Here is a 19,411-nt window from a genome sequence, read left to right on the forward strand (position 1 = left end):
CCGTTTAACTACAGTGGTATGTTGGATAATGCCTATGGTGACAAGCGGTATGAACTGTCGAATCATCTGGGGAATGTCTTGCAGGTGATCACAGACCGCAAGCTTCCGGAGAATGACGGAACAAACCATGTAGCACACTACCTGGCAGATGTGGTGAGTTACAGTGATTACTTTCCGTATGGGATGCAGATGCCCGGAAGGAATGGAAACGATGGGGATGGGTATCGATATGGGTTTCAAAATCAGGAAATCGACGATGAGATAAAAGGCACGGGAAATAGTGTAAACTACAAATACCGGATGCATGACCCGAGGTTGGGAAGGTTCTTTGCAGTGGATCCGCTTGCATCGAAGTACCCGTATAATAGCCCGTATGCATTTAGTGAGAACAGGCTAATAGATGGTATTGAGCTGGAAGGATTGGAAGTTTTTATAATGCGAAAAGGAGGGAACTTATATCAATCTCCTTTAGTAGGTCCATACAATCAAGAGATTGTTAAAGCAACTGCTGCAGCTTCAAAATCAGAATACGTCGGATATTATTTAGGAAATCAGAAAACAGTTACAGAAGCAAGAACTCCAAATCATACTCCTGTTAATCCTAAGGCTGCAAGTCCAGCACCCCAAAAACAAAATAGTAACGATGGGGCAGATAAAATGACTGATGCCGCTGGAAAAGGTCTAACTATAGCTGAATCTATTTCTAAGAAAACAGGAACCAATCTAACTACTCCTGTTAAGGTGATAGATGGAACTCTTAATGCTTTGGAAATAACCGAAATGGCATCTAATGTTGTTGATGGAGTGAAAGATTATACTGAATCTGGAGCAACCCAAAAATTGAAAAAAGCGGGGGAGGATGTAACTGAATTTATTGGAGATGCTGTTGCAGATGAACTAATCATTCAACCCCATCCAATTGGTAAAGCTGTTGGTGCATTGTGGTATGTAAGCAAATTTCCGATATTGGATGTTCTAGAAGATATCTTTGGGTTTAAAAAACAAGATTCACCTCCATCCGAGACACGAGAAGAAAAATCAAAGAGAGAAAATATAGATAACACAAGAGTTGACAAATCGGCACTTGCACCGAGTTTTTAACTTAAAAGGAGAAATAATGTTAATGATATAAAAAATCAGTAATTAATTATAATGAACTATTTTTATTCAATATTTCGATTAAGCACTCAATCTGACATAGTCTTTTTGAGATTTTATATTCCATTTTTAGTGTTTGGGTTAGGAGGAATTTTTAATCTTATGTTAGTTCCATTTGGATTAGACCTTAAAAGTGCTCTAGTTATATCATCGACACTTGCTCTTTTTTATACTCTTGCATATTATTTTTTCTTTGGATTTAAGATAGATAAGAGAATTTCAAGTTATTCTTTTGCAAAAATTTATTTCTTACGAATAGCGTTTTTTATAGCTGCAATTTTAGTTGAATTCGGTTCTTTTTTTTTAATAGCTTATTATAACAAATATTTTTACTCATAAAATGATAAAATTCATAATATCCTTTACTTTTATCTTATCGTTTAAGATGACGTTTGCTCAATCAGTATGCTTGGAAAATATCAAAGAGGGAAGATTTACACATTTTGCTTCTGATGGGGAGACAATTATAATTAGAAAAAAGAATAGTCAAACAGAATATTTTGATAGAGGCAAAATTAAATCAAAAGTGACGTGGATTAAGGAAGATGAATATCTTTTAGAAATAACAAAAATTAAAAAAGCTGAATTAGTAGCGGTTAATGTAGGTTCAATTATTTCTGTTAAAGTAATAGGATGTCATGAGAACTATTACGATTTTACTATATCATTGAATAATAATGGTGAGATAATTCAGGCTGATGCAAGGTATTATTGGTAATGTGGTAATGGGGGTCGCGTATCAGATTAGCAGGTAAAAATTTAATTTCCTGTTTTACAAATTTTTATATTCTTTGAAAGCCAAAAAATACCCCAAAAGCATTTTTTTCAGGTGGGGTTTAACTTATTTTGTATGGAGTTCGTTCGTTAAAATTGATTTATTTGCAAATTTTTGGTAATGTTCCAAATTTGCACCTGAGTTATTTTTATAAGATTAATCAATTGAAAACCAGGAATAATTTATTTCTGGTTTTTTGTTTTTTCCACTACCTGTGGTGTCGTTTCAATCAAAATAATGCAAAACAGGGATCTTAAAAGCAGCATTTTCGTATCATGTGTTCCAAATTTGCACCTGATGAACTATCGATATACCATTGGTGGAAATACGGTATATAATGTGTATCTTTCAGAACGAAACCTTTATGGATCATCGAGATTGGAGCAGGAGCAAGTAAATATGGTATTAACACAGGCAGCACCGTTTAACTACAGTGGTATGTTGGATAATGCCTATGGTGACAAGCGGTATGAACTGTCGAATCATCTGGGGAATGTCTTGCAGGTGATCACAGACCGCAAGCTTCCGGAGAATGACGGAACAAACCATGTAGCACACTACCTGGCAGATGTGGTGAGTTACAGTGATTACTTTCCGTATGGGATGCAGATGCCCGGAAGGAATGGAAACGATGGGGATGGGTATCGATATGGGTTTCAAAATCAGGAAATCGACGATGAGATAAAAGGCACGGGAAATAGTGTAAACTACAAATACAGAATGCACGACCCGAGAATCGGTAGGTTCTTTGCTGTGGATCCGTTGGCAAAAAAGTATCCATATTATTCACCGTATGCGTTTAGTGGAAATAGGGTTCTGGATGCTATTGAATTAGAGGGGTTGGAGCCTGCTAAGTATCAAGATCAATATGGAGGTCAAGACATTTTTGATTATGAATTACGTGGTGATCAGTTTACAACGGGTGTAGGTGTAATTAAAGATGGTCAATTTACTGACTTGGGAGACTTTCATTATGTTTTTGTTGAATTTGAACAGCAAATTGAATCAATGAACAGTGGGTGTTCGCCTATGGAGAGCGGGAATGATTATGGAGTGCCGTTAGTTTCTGATAACAAAGGGTCTGAAATCCAAGCAGAATCAACATTTGGTTCTATAGCCGGAGATCTGGCTGGTCCAACGGTGGACGGTGTTGAAGAATTTGGGAAACGAGGAGATAAATTAAGAAAAACAACCACTCCACTAAAAAGCACAGGAGAGATCAAATATTACGATAATGCTTGGGGAGGAAATCAATATACTAAAACCGAACGGGTATTTGGTAAAAATTTGACCAAAGGACTAATAAAGAATGCCCCCATAGTTGGAAATGTATTGGATATTTTAGAAGTGGGGGAAGGCTTTGTTAAAGATGGTAATACTATTGGGAAGAATACAATAAAAGAAGCAGTAGGGGTAGCTGGTGGTGCTGGTGGAGCTGCCGCTGGTGCTTGGGGGGGGGCTTTAACTGGTGCAACTATAGGATCTTTTATTCCGGGAGTTGGTACAGTAATAGGAGGATTTATAGGAGGGGTTGCTGGTGCATTTTTCGGAAGTTGGGGCGGAGAAGCAGCCTCAGAGGCCATTATTGAAAATGTTGTTAAGTAATATTCATTATGGAAAGATATTGGAATTATCTATTTTATCTACAGCATAAATTATTGAATGTAATTGGAGTTAAGTATTTTCAGAGACCATTAAGCTACATAATCTTTTTTATTTTCCCTAAACTAAAAAAGAAAAAAAAGGAAATACTAAATGCAGCTGCTTCTAGCATTGATCATAAGGAAATGGGCTTTAATCTAGGTTTTGCTTTTAGCCATATGTTTTTGACAACTGTAGTTATTTTTAGCATTATTTGTTTGTACGTGACTGTTTTGATTAATTATAAAATAAAAGAAGATATTAAGTATTTTATAACTGGGGTCTTATTATTATCGTACTTGCTTAATTACTGGCTTTTATGGAAAAAAGATATTTATTTAACGTATTTTAAAAAATTTGAAAAACAACCGTTCTCACAATGGCATTATTTGTATATCATTTTCTTCCATTTAGGAGTTTGGGGTTTTGGCATTTTGTCTATCCATTGGACCATTGGTTTTAATCTTTAAGCGGCTATCAAGTATGTTAAAAAATATGCGAATTAATAGAATTTTTATTGAACATTAAAATTGAATAAATGAAGCAGTTATTATTTTCCGGAATGTTAATATTATTTTCTTTCACTTTGTATGGACAGAATAATAATGGATTTTTAAGATCTATATTGTATATATATTCTATAAATAATTTGTCTAAAGATACCTTTGAAATAGTCTTTTATAACTCATTAAATGAGCAAGTTATTAGTAGGTCAATAGGGGAGGGGATAATGTTTATGTCTTTGCCAGTTGGTATGTATTCTATGAAGTGTGCGAACAAATTAGGAATGTCTATTACAATAGAAGGTGTAGAGATAAAATATAAATCGACTGTTCTTCATGATATAAACGTGTCCTCATTATCTGAACATTAGGTAGGTCGCGTATCAGATTAGCAGGTAAAAATTTAATTTCCTGTTTTACAAATTTTTATATTCTTTGAAAGCCAAAAAACACCCCAAAAAGCATTTTTTCAGGTGGGGTTTTACTTATTTTGTATGGAGTTCGTTCGTTAAAATTGATTTATTTGCAAATTTTTTATCAGGTGTATCAGATTAGCAGGTGAAATCATTTAACAGGTGGTAGGAATTCACGAATACAGTATGAACCCCAAAGAATATGGAATGTTTGAGATGTTCGTCTTCCTGTATAAAAGCAGGAAAGCAACAAAATGGGAAACTTACATCCAATAACAAAAGCAGAGTATGGCAAACCAACAAAAGAAAGTTGCGTAGAAATGATTTTTAAATATGGAAAAATAAATAAAGATGAGTTAGTAAATATACCGACTCCGTTTGTTATTAATGATCATTTTTTGACAGAAGATTTGTTTCAGTTAGATTTTGAAAACGGCAGATATGGATTAGATGTTGGATGGTATTCTAAAAATGGTGGGGAATGTTTTGTTATATATATTATTAAAAATCATGATTGGGATAATCCTGTTTTTAGTGTGGATGTGTTTGATAAGCATACATTAGAGGGTGAATTTCTCAAAGCATTGGATATGTTTTATAATCTATGTGAAGGCAACAGGTAAGGTTCCAAACTTTCACCTGAGTTATTTTTTTTTTTTTTGTAAGGTTAATCATTTAAAAATCAGGGGTAAATTACTTTTTATTTTTTCCAATACCTGTGGTATAATTCTAATCAAAATAACGCAAAACAGGTATCTTAAAAGCTGCATTTTCGTATCACGTGTATTAAATCTGCACCTGATGAAATGTTGATATACGGCAATACAATAATAGTGTGTACCTTCGGGAATGTAACCTGTATGGTTGGTTCACCGTTTGTAAACTTCCCTAAAACTGGAAAGGCTACAATCTGTCTTAAAATTTCTGTTGACATTTCTACCGGCAAATCAAGAATTTCGGTCACAGCGACTATGAAAATAAAAGAGAACTAAGAAATATGAGAAAAATAAATTATTTAGCATTAATCCTCTTATTGGTTAATTCATGCAATTTGCCGGAAATGAAAAAGTTAAACAATGAATCAAAAAAGGAGATTGATGAAATCATCAATGAATTGAAATTAGAAGATTTTCAATATTCTTTCCACCAAAAAACAACAAATGAGAATACAAAAAAGGCTTTTTTTGTCGATCTTTCAAATATTGATGATTCAACCGATTTTAAGCCATATAATGATCGAATAATTTCGGCATTTGAAAAAAGCGGATATGATTTTAAAGACCAAGATTTTATTCGTATTGGATATTTCAAACAGCTGATGACTATAGATTTATACGTTTATTACGAAATAGACCCAAGGACGAAGCAGATTATTAAGGAAGGGAGTCAATAAGGTGGTAGTGTTATCAATGTAGTGATATAAATTGCTAATATTCCCAACCCGCACCTGATGAAATGTCTCCATTTTAATGCATCTCGTCTGAAGAAAAGAAAAATTCGAGGTAATTACCCCAGTTAATAGCTCCACCAATCCATGAACCGGTGGTCAATTTAACATCCTACTGATCATTCATCAAAAAAGTGCAGCAGATCATTCTTCCTTCTCACAGAAACCGGAACTTCCTTACCGTTGATCAATACCAATAATCCACCGTTACCGCGAATGTAAGAAGTTACATGCTGCAGATTCACCAGGTAGCGGTCGTGGACACGGATGATGGAGTGTGACTCCAGTTTTGAAACAAAACTCCCGATTTGCTTACTGACAACAATTTGCTCCCGGTTAACAAGAAAAAAAGTGGTGTAATTACCGCTGCTCTCACAGTACAAAATATGCGCAGGATCTACAAACGTTAATCCTTTCTGACTGGTGAGAGTAATCCGTTTATCCTGGTTGTTTCCAGATGTAATAATTGCCTTTTTGAGTGTTTCTACCAATCCCGTATTGGTCTTTTGATGAATGAGCTCAATGGCGCGGGAGACGGTTCGGACAAACTTTTCAGAAACAATGGGTTTGGTAATGTAACCGATTGCCTGGTGGTCGAATGCATCCAGTGCGAATGCATCATGAGCTGTCACGAAAATGACTTCTGCTTTCTGCTGTTTCCGGACATGTTGAAGCAACTCGAAACCATCCATTTCCGGCATGCTGATATCTAGAAAAAGTAACTCCGGTTGAAGCGTTGTTATCAATTCCAGTGCTTCAGCAAGGTTAGATGTGGCATACGGCCGGATGCGATCCGGGAAGAAGTTTTCAAGTAATCCTTTTACCAGGATGCAATTGATTTCCTGATCGTCAATAACAAGCGCTTGAATCATGTTGTAACGTAATTTGAAGTGTTAGTATCACAGACCGTCCTCCGGTAGCGTGTTCAATGAATGCCGTGTCTATTGCATACAATTGTGCTCTTTTTTCAGTAATGGAGATCCCTTTTCCTGTATGCAGATGTGATTCTTTCGGAAGAGGTTGCCGCACAGATCCCGGACCATTGTCGCGAACAGTACACACAAGTCGCTCACCTTGTAAGTCGAATGAAACAGTGATCAGTCCCTGTTTATCATTGCGTGCAGAAACACCGTGTTTGACTGCATTTTCTACGTGCGGTTGCAGCAACATGGCGGGAATAAAAATCCGCTCGGGATCAAGAGAAGGAGAGAGGATTAACTCAAAATTAAACCCGTTGTTCGAGCTCAGCTGCTCAATTTCCAGGTAAGCCTGCAGGTAACTGATTTCCGAAGAAAGCGGGTAATTACGTTCAAACGATGCCTCCAGTGTATTTCGAAAAAGCGTTGCAAAACGGTCGATGTAACGATCGGCTTCCCCTATCCGTTTTTGATACATGAGGCTTTTGATCGAATTCAGGCAGTTAAAAACAAAATGCGGATTGATCTGTGCCTTCAGAGCTACCAGTTCCAGTTCCCTGAGTTTGTTTTGCTGTAACAATTCATCATTCAGTTTTTGATAATGCCGCTTCGTAAAGTAGCGAACCAGCAGGTAAAGCAGTATGATCAGGCAGAATCCCATCGCAACCAGGAACCAGTTCTGAACATAAAACGGATAAGCAATCGAAATCGTAAGGGTATACGAATCGGAAGGACGGTTGTAATTGTTCAGCACCTGGATTGTAATCCGGTAGTTCCCTGATCCGAGTTGATCAAGAGAGAGACTTCCGTCTGACACGTATATCCAGTTGCCGGTATTGACCCGGTAGCGATAGCGGACTGGAAGTCGTTGATAATTCTGTGTCGAGAATTCAACCTGCAGGTCATATTTTCCGGAAGCTAATGCCGTCCGGGGTTGAATCGTCAGTGCCGTCTTATTGAGTAATACCCGGGTAATTTGGAGTTGAAAAGACCGGACAGGAATTTTCGTTCGTGTATCAAAACGGTACAGGCTGCTGGTACTTAAACCGTACATGGTGTCGGCATGAAAAAAGAAATTACGGATACCTTCCCCTCTGAAAACAGGAAGTTCCGTCAGGTCCTCTATGTGTAGCTTTCCTCCCGAAAATGTGTAGGACAATTGTTGTGCTCCGTTGATATACCCGATGTAGAGCTGCCCGTTATCACTCGCTTCAATTGTTTCAATATGATTGCGGGACGTGCCGTTTTCAGCGTTGAGAATGAGGTGTGCTTTTCCATTGTATACAGCACTCAGACCTTCACCGGCTGTCGCCACCCACAAAATGCCGTTTCGGAAGCTCAGGTCGGTGATGCGGATCGGGTTGAATGTTCCTGCATCACTCCAGTTAATTAGTTCCCCGGATGCTGTCCGCTCAATCAATCCCTGGATCGTGCCGATAAAGACGGATCCATTGGGTCCGGGACTGATGGCAGTTGAACGTCCCAGGTAGAGTAATTTTGCTTTCCTGGTCTTGTTGTTGAACCAAAAAGCACCTTTTCGTGTTGCCACATAGCGAATAGAATCATTCAGAATGCTAACCGCTTTTACGCCCATCATGTTAGCAGCGTCGTAGATCAATTCATCCGGGTTGGAAATGATAATTGTTGAATTTCCATATACCAGATCCTTCCCGTTGACCTGTTCGGAAAATACTCCGACATCATAAGTTCCGGCAGTAATGTTTCTGACAGATCCATCTGGCAAATTGAGCAGATTTCCGATAAAGTCGCTTACGTATAACTGGTTCTTTTGCAAGTGGAAAAATCCGGGAATCTTTCCCTGGAATTGTTCTTCTGTTCCGGAAGGTTGATTCTGAACCCGGATCCCGTTGTCGGCAGAGAATAAAACACGGACATCACCCGCTTTATTCTCAGTTGCGTGTGCCAGAATAACGTGTTCCGGCAGTTCGACTACTTTCCGGGTTTTAAAATCAAAAAATAACAGGCTGGCTTCCTCCGGATTGATTAAAACACCCGTTTTGAACACCCCGAAACGATGAACGGATCGGGTGAGGGGAATCGAAATTTGTTCTCCTGTCCTGCTGTTCAGGCACAAGAGAGGAGGGCCATTTAAAACAGATTGAAAGCAAATCCACTCGCCAAATGATTCAACCCGTAAATACCCGTAAAAGGGTTCTTGTTTCACGGTGCGTTGAGTCAGATCAAAGGTGAATTTGTTCAGGGAACAAAACAAAATCATCTTTTTGTCATGTGTTTCGTACAGGAAAGCATTGTGGTAATGAAGATATATCCCGGGAAAGCGCGATCGAAGAAAGTAAGAAGTAAGCAAACGATTGTGCTGAATAATGCGGATAACCCCGTTCTCACTGATCAGGCCAACCTTGCCATCCCGTAAAGGGAACACGCGATAAGACTGATCTTTTTTTACTGTATCGGGATGAATAATGGTGCGTATCGTTTGAAAACGGACTGCGTTTTTTTTGAGAAATGCAGGTTCCCGCTGAAAAGGTTGTGCCCAGATGGTTCCGGTTGAATCTTCTGTAACATAAATGATATCATTGTCCGGTAAACCGTCTTCAACGGTGAAATTTGTAAAATGCGTTCCGTCAAAGCGGGACAACCCGTGATTCTGACAGATCCATAAAAAATTATCCCGGTCAAAAAGTCCGTAGTACGTCGTATTGGAAAGCATTCCGGATTGTGTAGTATATTGAACGGTATGCAGATTGGTTTGAGAATAACCGGCAGCTATGCAGATACAAATTAAATTAGTCGTAAGAAAGAGTCGCATGCCGGTATTTAGTATTATGTATGCCCTGTTACATGTATGTAACGAATGGAAGATAAAAATAATGTTTAATCCCGGAATTTTTTAGCGTTATTTATTTAAATGTGGAACCTGTATATTCTATGATTCAATCGTGAAAAGAGCCGATTACATTCCTGTTTCAGGGCAATGGGCTCATTCCGGGTTAAATAACCACAGCGTGCAACATCTATTACCTCTGCACTACCTGGCAGGTGAACAATTAGAACACAGAAGCCGGCTTGCTTACTGACACACCAGTGTGTCGTAGACCGGTGAATACCCGGCCCATACGCCCAGGCATCCTCCTTGCAGGTTGGTTTTCACATTCATTGAGGAAGCAAAAGGATTGCCGCTGGATAGTGCCTGAGCTACTTTCGTATAGAGAAAATCATAAACGCCTTCGTCTATTTTTGAGAATTTTACAACCACGGTGTCTCCCGCTTTATAGCGTCCCCGTTGCTTTGAATCGATACTTTGATCGCCCATCGTCCAGGGGTTTTCATAATAGAAATCAAATGTTTTTCCATCAAAAAATTCATCTTCAAATACCGGTGAAAACGTCGGTTTGTAATATCCGTCAATTGGTTTTCCGTCGACCACATTAATCCGTTTTACTTCCCATTTGTACGCATCATACACATCTGTGGGGTCACTGAGCCGGGCGTACGAAAATCCATATCCCGGATTCTCATTTTCCTCCTGCCACCAAAGTGAATCCAATGCGTGTGGCGGTAGAATCTGCGTTGTACCGGTATAACTTTTTCCTTCGTGTTCGATCCGCAGGTGATAGGTTTTCCCGGCCTGTCCCCAAATAGCAGGATTCATACTGGTATACGCACAAATATTCAATTGAGCCAATTGCTCGGGGGTAACTCCCAGGAATCCGGCAACCAGTTCTTCCGTCCCCGGGGGAAGGTCATTGGAACAGAGCAGGGTCAACTGGTATTCATTTGTGCCGTCACTGACATAAACCGCTGCATCGGTTACAAAACCGGATAAAAATGCTTCGATATTTGTCGGGGAATAAATGTCCTTTGAACGGGAAATGATGACAATAGGTGGCATTCCCGGCTCAATGGAACCATCAATGACAAGTTGCTCTTTAAACCCCGGGATATCGATTTCCACCTCCTTGGTGCAACCGGAAATCAACGACACGATTACCAAAAAGAGTAAACCGGCCGGAAAGAACTGTTGAAATATGTTGCGCATGTTCACTGGTTTTAAAATTCAAAATTCCATGTAATACTCGGGATGATCGGGAACAAACTCACCTGTTTCACCTTGATCTGAAAGTCACCATCCATAAAATTCCCGTCGCCGTCTACGTACAAAAAGTAAGGATTCGCCCTGCTGTAGACATTGTACACCGACAAAACCCAATTACTTCTGAACCGTTTTTTTACGGCAACTTTTTCTCCGGTGGCCGGATCCAGCTTTTCCTTAAATTCTTTGTCATACCAGGTAACAGATAGATCCAATCGATGATAGGGTGCCATCCGCGTTGAATTTCTGGCTCCATACTGGAACAGCAAATCCTGGTTGTGCATGTACCAGGCATTCGGAAGTGTCAGTGTATTTCCCGTTGCATAGACAAAGGCAGCTCCCAGGCTCCACCGTTTGTTGATGTCATAGTTCCCGACAACAGATAAATCGTGTCGCCGGTCGTATTTTGCGGGGAAGACTTTTCCTTCATTTAATGCTTCAAACTTTCGTTCTGTTTTCGCCCAGGTATAACCGACCCACCCGGTGAATTTTCCACGTGTTTTCTTGAAAAAGAGCTCGACTCCGTAACTCCATCCTCTGCCAAATGCGAGCAGGTTGTCCGTATTGTCATTCACATTGTCTGTTGGCAACGCCCCTTCTTTGAATTCAACAAGATTGTTCATTCCCTTGTAGTACAATTCAACAGAAGACTCAAACATGTCATCCGCGAAGTTGCGAAAGTAACCGATCGCTGCCTGCCATCCCTTTTGCGGGCGAGCAATATCCGTTGTCGGGTACCAGATATCTGTCGGGAGCGAAACGGCACTGATCGAAGCCAGGTGGATGTATTGATAATTGTACGCAAATCCGGCTTTGATAGAACTGTTGTCCGGGAGCAGATACCGCATGGAAATACGTGGTTCCAGTCCCTGGTAAAACGAAACAACATCTCCGCGACCGTACTCAATTGTTGAGTCAGGAGTGGAAATATCACCTTTAACGTACCGCGTAAACCGTCCTGTATGTGTAAAGGTGCTGTACCTCAATCCCGCATTCAGCCGGAAGTTTTCAGTAATGTCCCATTCATCCAGTACATACAATCCTGTTTCATGACTGTATAGACTTTGTCCTTTTCCCGTATCAAATACTGTCGTATCCTGTTCCGCAGAAACACTGGTGGGAGTGAAAACATGATACGTATACTGTGCTCCGAATTTGATGGTATGCCGGTTGTTTCCGGGGAAATAAGAAAAATCAACTTTCCCACCCACGTCGTTGATTCCGGACGTTAGTTTGAGTTGCAATTCATCCTGTTCTGAAATAAAAGAAAAATTATAGTGCGAGAAGGTCGCAGCAACGTTCATAAATAATTTCCGGCCGAACAGGTGTGTCCATCGCAGGGATGCAGCTCCGTTCTGCCACGGCATGCTCACCATGAAATTATCTTTTCGGTTGTCGTATTTGAATTCATCTTTCCCGAAATACCCACTCAGGTAAATGTGATCTTTTTCGGAGAGTTTATAATTGGCCTTGAAATTCAGGTCGTAGAAATAATAACCGGATCCGTAGAAGGAAGAACTTTTGGGAATAAAGGCTTTCATCAGCAAGTCGATGTAGGTTCTTCTTCCCGAAATCATAAACGATCCGCGGTCTTTCTTAATCGGACCTTCCACGGCCAACCGGGAGGAGATGACTCCCAATCCACCCTTGACACCAAATTGTTTCTTATTTCCTTCCACCATGTTTACTTCCAGTACGGAAGAAAGTCGCCCGCCGTAATTGGCCGGCATTCCTCCTTTTATCAGGTTAACGTTTTTGACAGCGTCCGGGTTAAAAACAGAAAAAAAGCCGAAAAGGTGAGAGGCATTGTATACAATTGCTTCATCCAGCAACACCAGGTTTTGATCAGGGCCGCCACCGCGAACGTAAAACCCTTGCCCTCCTTCAGAGGCGGAAGAAACCCCGGGCAGTAACTGAATGGCTTTAATCAGGTCAACTTCTCCCATGAATGCGGGAAGTTTTTTGATTTCTTCAATCTGAAGCTCAATTTGACCCATATTGGCCGATTTTACATTTTCCGATTGCTTTGCACTCACGATCAACTCGTCAATTTGTGTTGCAGGAGTTTTTAATTCGAAATGAATGGTCGTATCACGTTGAAAATTGGCAGTGATCGTTTGTTTCTCCAGTCCGGTAGCGACAACTTCCATCGTTTGCGCTCCCCTGGGAACGGAGACGGAATAGAAACCGTAACTGTTGCTTACTGCTCCGACAGATAAACCGCGGAATGTAACTTTTGCACCGATGACTGTCTCACCATCCTCAAAATTGGTGATTGAACCGGAAATGGTGATCTTTTCCTGTGCGGAAATGACGAATGGAAATATGAACAGAATTACGAGTAGCTGTCTATACATTGGAGTGCTGTTTTCTCCCGACAAAAGTACAAACAAAAAGCAAACTCGTTGCACCAAAAGATGTTAATTAACTGGTTTACTTTTGCGGATACCGAAGGGTTTTCCGGTAGAGGATTAAAAATACAATCAGGGTATAAAATACAAAGAATAACAAGGCGAGCGTGTAGCCGATTTTGAGGAGGTAGAGCATGGATAAAGTGAGTAAACAAGCAACCGAAGCAATCGCCAGGAAAACATACCAAACCTGCCGGTCTTTTAGCCCTGAGTAAACCAGGTGGTGCGTGGTGTGATCTTTCCCGCCGACCATTGGTGATTGTCCTTTCTTCAAGCGGTTAATGACGACCGTCAGCGTGTCGGAAAACGGTGCGGTAAAACAAACGGCAACCAGTACCATACCGATTCCGTTGTGCAATCCCTGTCGGGCACCCACCATCCACAGGTCATCAATGGTAATAAACGCAATGTACAACCCGATAAACTGAGACCCGGCATCGCCCATAAAGATTTTGGACGGATGAATGTTGAAGTATAAGAACCCCAATAATCCACCCACCATCGCACAATTGATTACGGACCAGAAACTGCTGTTGATGCCGTTCAACATCCAGTCGGATCCCAAACAGGTAATGATAATAAACAAAACGACTGTTCCGGTAATACCGTCCATATTGTCCAGCATATTCAGTGAGTTCATCAACAGAATGACCCAAAATATGGTGACCAGGTAATTCAGCCATTCAACGGAGGTAATGCTGATAATTGTTCCGGTGTAAATAAAAATCACTCCGCAGAGGATTTGAACAGACAATTTAATCAATGGTTTTGTGTTGTAGGCATCATCTGCCAATCCCATTAAAAAAGCAAGTGTCCCCGATACAAATAAACCAATGAATTTTAGATCGTGAAAAATATTTTCATCGTGCGCAAAAACAGAAAATGCAAAAATACAGAAGATGAATACGACAAAAAAACTGATCCCTCCCAAAGACGGCTTGGATTGGTTGCTCCACCTCACCGTAATGTCATTTTTATTCCGGATGCCCAGAGATTGTGAAAAATTCAGTAAGAGTAAATTACAGATGTATGCGGCCAAAATACCACCGGCACAGAATGCGACTAGCTGTAAGAGCGTTTCTTTCATCGTGAATAGGACTAAAAAGGAGAATTCAATTCCTCAAAGATACGACCTTTTTTATCTTTTTCCGACACAATGGGATGATTATTTCCCCAATCGATGTTCAACGTCGGATCATTCCAACGTAAAGTTCCCTCAGAATCAGGGGCGTAGTAATCAGTGCATTTGTACAAAAACTTGGTGTGATCTTCCAGTGCGATGAATCCGTGTGCAAAACCTTCCGGAATCCAGAAAAGTTTTCCGTTTGCTGCCGATAAGATCTCGCCATGCCATTTCCCGAATGTCGGCGAATCCTTCCGGAGGTCTACCGCAATATCTAAAACACTTCCGGAGCTTACACGCACTAATTTCCCCTGCGCATGAGGAGGTTTTTGAAAATGCAGTCCTCTCAGTACATGCCTGGATGAAACAGATTCATTGTCCTGAACAAAACGAATGTCTGCCCCGACAAGTTCATTGAATACCCGCTGATTGAAACTCTCCGTAAAATAGCCTCTTTCATCTTCAAATTTCCGGGGAGTTAATACTAAAAGGCCTTCGATGTATGGGTGGACTACCTGCATTATCTTCGGAATAATTTTTTAATGAATTTTTTTGTCTTGCTGGTCGTTTTCAATTCAGCCAGCTTATCCTCGTCGTCCATGTAACCACCATATCCTTCTCCGTAACCATATCCATATCCGTAACCATACATGTTTCGTTTCGTGTTGGCGACACCGTTCAAAATGATATTGAGCGATTTGAGTTGTTGCATTTCAAATAACTCCCGGATACGGTATGCAAAATTTCGTTTGGAATACTGTGATTTGAATACATAAATCGGTATATCTGCTTCCGTAAGTACCTGTACACCATCCGAAACGAGTCCGATTGGGGGATTGTCGATCACAATGATGTCGTAAACCGTTTTGAGTTGCTCAATTAACTGTTTGTAGCGGTCGCTCAAGAGTAATTCTGCCGGGTTAGGAGGAACAGGTCCCGAAGTGATAATGTCCAGGTTGATGTCCACATCTTTGACAATTGCTTCCTCCAGGCTGATTTTTCCGATGATCAGATTGCTCATTCCGTGTTCATTGTTTAACCCGAATGCCAGGTGGACTTTGGGTTTTCGCATATCCAGATCGAGCAAAATCGTTTTCTTCCCGGTCATAGCAACAATTGCAGCGAGGTTTAGGGCAACAAATGTCTTTCCTTCTCCTGAAATGGAAGAAGAGATTGCAATGGTCTTGTAATCGGGATGGATATAACTCAGATTAATCCGTATTTTCCGAAGTGCTTCGGCCATCATTGACTTGGGCGCTTTTGTCACGATAATCTGTGAATGTTCCAGCGTTAGTTTGGAAAGTGGAATTCCTCCCAGGATGGTAGCTTTTTCCGGAAGAATGGCCTGCAAGTCCTCCAACAGATTGATTTCATTAAAACTTACGTACTTGACAAACAACACCCCGATTCCCAGGAATAAACCGAGCAGCGTAAAACTGACATAAATCATGTTGGCTTTCGGTTCCACTGGTGTACTGCTTACGGAAGGCTGCGAGAGAATACGGTTGTTGGTGGAGAACCCGGCATCGGAAATGGAATACTGTACTTTTTTCTCTGTCAGCAACTGAAAGTATTTTTCATTCAGGTCCTGGATGTTTTTCAAGCGGTTGAACTCCATTCGTTTACCAGGTAAATTGGAATATTCAGATTCCAGTTCATTGATTTTAGAACGCAGAATTTTCACCCGGGATTTCAAGCGTGTCTCAATGGCATCGGAGCTGCGCAGAATCTGTTTGATTTTTTCCTGTATCTTTTTATCTATCCGTTTGACTTCCGAACTTTCGGGGGTTAGCCGAAATAATACATCTTCCTTTTCTTCCAGCAGCAGGTGAAGGGCTTCAATGTGCCCGGCAATGGCTGATTCATACGATTTCCCTAAAAGCTCCGGTAGAATCCGGTAGATTTCCAGTCGATTTGAATTTTCATTCATACGTTGGTTAATGAATTGCAACGTACTGAGTTCATCTTCGAGGTTGAACAATTCTTCCTGGAATTTGTTAGCGTCTGTTTGCATCAGGTCTCCTTCTTTTTCAGGATCGGAAAGATTCACCTCACGCTGGTAGTCCATCAAACTGTCTTTTGATCGTTTCAGTTCCGTAGAAAGAGAATCCAGTTGCACTTCAATGAACTGAAGAATGCTTTCCGAACTTTTTTTCTTTAGTTTGACCGAATAATCAATGAATGTATTGGCAACGGCCAATGTGACGTCGTGACACAGCTTGGAATTATCTCCTTTAAACGCAATTGAAACTGTTCGTGCCCGTTCATCAATAGGCAAGACATACAGGTTCCGAATGAATCGTTCTGATAAACTTTGTGTGCTGTTGAACGTGAAGTAGATTTCATTTGATTCGGTCTCTTCTAAAAACGCGCTGATGTTTTCCGACTTCACAACGACATCAAAATGTTGTGAAATAAGGTGTTCTCCTAACTTTCCTTTTACAGTGTATGCCTTCCCTTCGTGTACATAGTTGAGGTTGACCAGTTGGTTAACATAGGTAATCGTGACAGGTGTCCCCACCAGGGTAGAATCATTCAGGTGGTAGGGTTGTACATTTACACTACTGAGTTTATACTTCTCCTCCGTGAGTATTTTTCCTTTATAAAATATACTGACGTTCATTGCCAGCGAGTTCATTGCCTGTTTGAACAATAATTCCGAACGGAGCAACTCTACTTCTGAAAAGAATACGTCTTTCTTGGAATTAATATTCTCTACATCAATAACATTTTTTGCATTGTCTTCATTCTCAATCTGTAAAATCAACTGTGATTCATAGACGGGTTTTGTATACCGCAGGTAAATGATGGCAACAAAAAAGAAGAATGCCATGAAAATCGGAACCAACCACCAGAAACGACGGAGAACCGTACGAAATAACAAGGAGTCGTACGATTTGTTAATGATGAAACTATTTTGATTTTCCGCCATATGTTTATTTGAGCAGGTTTACAACTGTTAGTATCACAACGGCACTCGACAGAATGGTAATGATCGGTGCGACTTCTTTGACAACTTCCCGTGCCAGCTGAGGATTCGGTTCGACATAAATATAATCATTTGCCTGGACAACCATATCCACGTACTGCAACCCTTCGATGGTCGATAAGTCAAGTACGTATACATTGCGTTTATCTCCGTTCCTTCGCATGAGTTTTACCCGTTTAGCTTTACCGCGTTCCGTAATACCACCGGCCTGTGCCAGTGCTTCCATGAGCGTTGTATTGTTATTCTCCAGTAAAATTACCTTGGCATCACTTCCGTTTCCGGGGAAAACAACAACGCGCTGGTTGGTAATCTGAACCTGTACAAACGGATTCTGGTATTCGGAACTATACAACTCTTCCAGTAAATCTTCGCATTGTGAAACCGATAATCCCTGAATTTTGATGCTGCCGATCTTTGGTAGCTCCGCAGTTCCGTCCCGTCGCACCAGGTATTCGACCTGCATGGTCGTTCCTGTCAAACTTTTTTGAGAAACGTCTGCATTGTTAGTCAGTAAAACCTCTCCTTCGTTGGTGTATAACTGAAATTTAATCTTGTCATCGATGGAAATGAGGTAATCCTGAGTAGGTTTCATCGGTATTGAATCGTAATGAACCGTATCGCCTTTTGCTTCCTTAAACATAATGTTGGAATTGATTCCGCAACCGGAGAGAATGATGCACATCACTGCACAGCAGACGACAACTATTTGATTATTTACGGATGACATTTTTTTCGTTCAATAATTTAAAGTACAACTGTTTAACATCATTAGCTAAGCGGGTATAATGAAACTGTTCTTTCACGTACTCCCATCCTGATTGTGACATTGCTGAACGGAGTCCGTCATTCTCAATCAGTTCCAATAACTTTTCTGTATACTCTGTTTGTGTTCCGGAGGTTACAATAATCCCCGTTTTTTTATCTGCTACAATATCGCGAACTCCTCCTACATTGGTAGAAATAACGGGTACGTTTGCAGCTTGTGCTTCAATCAGACTCACAGGTGTCCCCTCGTTCTTAGAACACAGGCAGATGATATCCATTCCGGGGTTAAAAACCTCAATTTCCCTGATCCAGGAAGTTAGTTGAATGGTTAAATTTTCCGGCCAGTTAAAACCGTCAATGTGCTGCTCGATAGCTCCTCTTTCCGTGCCGTCCCCAACGATGAATACTTTTACTTTTTTAGTCGTTTGCCGTGAGATTTCTTTCAATACATCAATGAAAAAGAGGTGATTTTTAATGGGGGCAAGCCGTCCGATAATCCCGATCGCGATCTCATCATCTGCAATGTGAAATTGACGGCGCGTTTTTGTCCTGTTTTCAGTTCTGTTTTCATGGAACTTAGAGAGGTCAAATCCCAATGGAATGACTACTGTTTGTTGATCAGAACATACCTTGTGTGTGTTGACCAGTTCATCTTTCTGAAGCGAAGAAATGGCAATGATCCGTGTACTCGATTTGGAAAGTCGCCGCTCAATGGCTTTGTAAACAGTCGTTTTTAACGGGTTGAAATAGCCGTGAAAAACATGACCGTGATACGTATGTACAATGACCGGAACTCCTGCCGCTTTTGCTGCTCTTCGTCCTAACGCACCTGCTTTTGCCGCATGTGTATGAACAATATCAGGCTGAAATTCCTCAATGATTCGTTGGATGCGTTTGTATGCTTTCCGGTCTGATGAAAAACTGGGTTTTCGTTGCATTTCATCCAATAAAACCGGTTGCACACCGTATTGTTCCAGGATGTGAAGTGAATCAGACTCTCCCTCTTCGGGTAGACCGCCGATCAACAAGGTTTCGAATTCATCTCCCAGGAAACGGGTAAGGAATGTTGCGTTGTACGTCGGACCCCCGATATTAAAACGATTGATGATTCTTAATACTTTGATCTTCTTCACACTGAAAAATGGTAAAAAAATTGCTGTTAATCATGCAAAAGTAGTGCAGAATTGTTAATTT

General features: G+C 40.6%; 16 protein-coding genes. 7 read left to right on the top strand and 9 right to left on the bottom strand.

What is annotated here, in order from left to right:
- From H9Y05_RS03105 to H9Y05_RS03130, 6 genes are all read left to right on the top strand, one after another.
- On the top strand, positions 1–1,101 hold a 1,101-nt coding region (locus H9Y05_RS03105), incomplete at its 5' end, for an RHS repeat domain-containing protein (RefSeq protein WP_394366338.1).
- Positions 1,102–1,543: 442 nt separating this feature from the next.
- The gene (locus H9Y05_RS03110; protein ID WP_163492770.1) at positions 1,544–1,876 is read left to right on the top strand and encodes a hypothetical protein; all 333 of its coding nucleotides are present in this window, start codon (positions 1,544–1,546) and stop codon (positions 1,874–1,876) included.
- 354 nt (positions 1,877–2,230) lie between these two features.
- Positions 2,231–3,538, top strand: coding sequence for a hypothetical protein (locus H9Y05_RS03115; RefSeq protein WP_216713479.1), 1,308 nt, complete (start codon positions 2,231–2,233; stop codon positions 3,536–3,538).
- A gap of 8 nt (positions 3,539–3,546) precedes the next feature.
- Positions 3,547–4,044, top strand: a complete 498-nt coding sequence (locus tag H9Y05_RS03120; RefSeq protein ID WP_163492768.1) for a hypothetical protein — start codon at positions 3,547–3,549, stop codon at positions 4,042–4,044.
- 700 nt (positions 4,045–4,744) lie between these two features.
- Complete coding sequence (locus tag H9Y05_RS03125; protein WP_216713480.1) at positions 4,745–5,113, top strand: hypothetical protein; 369 nt, start codon at positions 4,745–4,747, stop codon at positions 5,111–5,113.
- 374 nt (positions 5,114–5,487) lie between these two features.
- Complete coding sequence (locus tag H9Y05_RS03130; protein ID WP_216713481.1) at positions 5,488–5,883, top strand: hypothetical protein; 396 nt, start codon at positions 5,488–5,490, stop codon at positions 5,881–5,883.
- Positions 5,884–6,056: 173 nt separating this feature from the next.
- Here the strand turns inward: H9Y05_RS03130 and H9Y05_RS03135 are convergent, their stop codons facing one another.
- Both H9Y05_RS03135 and H9Y05_RS03140 read right to left on the bottom strand, forming a co-directional pair.
- Entirely contained in the window at positions 6,057–6,809 is a 753-nt protein-coding gene (locus H9Y05_RS03135; protein WP_216713482.1) for a LytR/AlgR family response regulator transcription factor, read from the bottom strand.
- Entirely contained in the window at positions 6,787–9,645 is a 2,859-nt protein-coding gene (locus tag H9Y05_RS03140; RefSeq protein ID WP_216713483.1) for a sensor histidine kinase, read from the bottom strand. The genes H9Y05_RS03135 and H9Y05_RS03140 overlap by 23 nt, the downstream gene beginning before the upstream one ends.
- A 130-nt stretch (positions 9,646–9,775) precedes the next feature.
- Between H9Y05_RS03140 and H9Y05_RS03145 the strand changes: the two genes are divergently transcribed.
- Positions 9,776–9,913: a hypothetical protein gene (locus H9Y05_RS03145; protein ID WP_216713484.1), complete on the top strand. Its 138-nt coding sequence runs from the start codon at positions 9,776–9,778 to the stop codon at positions 9,911–9,913.
- Here the strand turns inward: H9Y05_RS03145 and H9Y05_RS03150 are convergent.
- The 7 genes from H9Y05_RS03150 to H9Y05_RS03180 form a co-directional block, all read right to left on the bottom strand.
- A complete protein-coding gene (locus tag H9Y05_RS03150) occupies positions 9,907–10,875 on the bottom strand; it encodes a DUF4249 domain-containing protein (protein ID WP_216713485.1) in 969 nt (322 codons plus the stop codon). The two genes, H9Y05_RS03145 and H9Y05_RS03150, sit on opposite strands and share 7 nt — an antisense overlap.
- 11 nt (positions 10,876–10,886) lie before the next feature.
- Positions 10,887–13,286 (bottom strand): TonB-dependent receptor, encoded by a 2,400-nt coding sequence (locus tag H9Y05_RS03155; RefSeq protein ID WP_216713486.1) that lies wholly within the window; start codon positions 13,284–13,286, stop codon positions 10,887–10,889.
- A 76-nt stretch (positions 13,287–13,362) separates the two neighbouring features.
- Entirely contained in the window at positions 13,363–14,427 is a 1,065-nt protein-coding gene (locus tag H9Y05_RS03160; protein ID WP_163491878.1) for an MraY family glycosyltransferase, read from the bottom strand.
- A gap of 11 nt (positions 14,428–14,438) precedes the next feature.
- Positions 14,439–14,984 (bottom strand): dTDP-4-dehydrorhamnose 3,5-epimerase, encoded by a 546-nt coding sequence (gene rfbC / locus H9Y05_RS03165; protein WP_216713487.1) that lies wholly within the window; start codon positions 14,982–14,984, stop codon positions 14,439–14,441.
- The gene (locus H9Y05_RS03170) at positions 14,984–17,395 is read right to left on the bottom strand and encodes an exopolysaccharide transport family protein (protein WP_163491876.1); all 2,412 of its coding nucleotides are present in this window, start codon (positions 17,393–17,395) and stop codon (positions 14,984–14,986) included. Before H9Y05_RS03170 ends, rfbC begins: the two co-directional genes overlap by 1 nt.
- A gap of 4 nt (positions 17,396–17,399) precedes the next feature.
- A complete protein-coding gene (locus H9Y05_RS03175) occupies positions 17,400–18,179 on the bottom strand; it encodes a polysaccharide biosynthesis/export family protein (protein ID WP_163491875.1) in 780 nt (259 codons plus the stop codon).
- Positions 18,163–19,350 (bottom strand): glycosyltransferase, encoded by a 1,188-nt coding sequence (locus H9Y05_RS03180; protein WP_216713488.1) that lies wholly within the window; start codon positions 19,348–19,350, stop codon positions 18,163–18,165. The genes H9Y05_RS03175 and H9Y05_RS03180 overlap by 17 nt, the downstream gene beginning before the upstream one ends.
- Positions 19,351–19,411 lie beyond the last annotated feature (61 nt).

This window comes from Taishania pollutisoli (assembly GCF_014518315.1).
GTDB lineage: Bacteria > Bacteroidota > Bacteroidia > Flavobacteriales_D > Crocinitomicaceae > Taishania > Taishania pollutisoli.

What these genes read in the sequence shown, in the direction of transcription:
- H9Y05_RS03110 (WP_163492770.1), top strand. Translation starts at nt 1,544, where the DNA reads ATGACGTTTGCTCAATCAGTATGCTTGGAAAATATCAAAGAGGGAAGA.
- H9Y05_RS03115 (WP_216713479.1), top strand. Translation starts at nt 2,231, where the DNA reads ATGAACTATCGATATACCATTGGTGGAAATACGGTATATAATGTGTAT.
- H9Y05_RS03120 (WP_163492768.1), top strand. Translation starts at nt 3,547, where the DNA reads ATGGAAAGATATTGGAATTATCTATTTTATCTACAGCATAAATTATTG.
- H9Y05_RS03125 (WP_216713480.1), top strand. Translation starts at nt 4,745, where the DNA reads ATGGGAAACTTACATCCAATAACAAAAGCAGAGTATGGCAAACCAACA.
- H9Y05_RS03130 (WP_216713481.1), top strand. Translation starts at nt 5,488, where the DNA reads ATGAGAAAAATAAATTATTTAGCATTAATCCTCTTATTGGTTAATTCA.
- H9Y05_RS03135 (WP_216713482.1), bottom strand. Translation starts at nt 6,809, where the DNA reads ATGATTCAAGCGCTTGTTATTGACGATCAGGAAATCAATTGCATCCTG.
- H9Y05_RS03140 (WP_216713483.1), bottom strand. Translation starts at nt 9,645, where the DNA reads ATGCGACTCTTTCTTACGACTAATTTAATTTGTATCTGCATAGCTGCC.
- H9Y05_RS03150 (WP_216713485.1), bottom strand. Translation starts at nt 10,875, where the DNA reads ATGCGCAACATATTTCAACAGTTCTTTCCGGCCGGTTTACTCTTTTTG.
- H9Y05_RS03155 (WP_216713486.1), bottom strand. Translation starts at nt 13,286, where the DNA reads ATGTATAGACAGCTACTCGTAATTCTGTTCATATTTCCATTCGTCATT.
- H9Y05_RS03160 (WP_163491878.1), bottom strand. Translation starts at nt 14,427, where the DNA reads ATGAAAGAAACGCTCTTACAGCTAGTCGCATTCTGTGCCGGTGGTATT.
- rfbC (WP_216713487.1), bottom strand. Translation starts at nt 14,984, where the DNA reads ATGCAGGTAGTCCACCCATACATCGAAGGCCTTTTAGTATTAACTCCC.
- H9Y05_RS03170 (WP_163491876.1), bottom strand. Translation starts at nt 17,395, where the DNA reads ATGGCGGAAAATCAAAATAGTTTCATCATTAACAAATCGTACGACTCC.
- H9Y05_RS03175 (WP_163491875.1), bottom strand. Translation starts at nt 18,179, where the DNA reads ATGTCATCCGTAAATAATCAAATAGTTGTCGTCTGCTGTGCAGTGATG.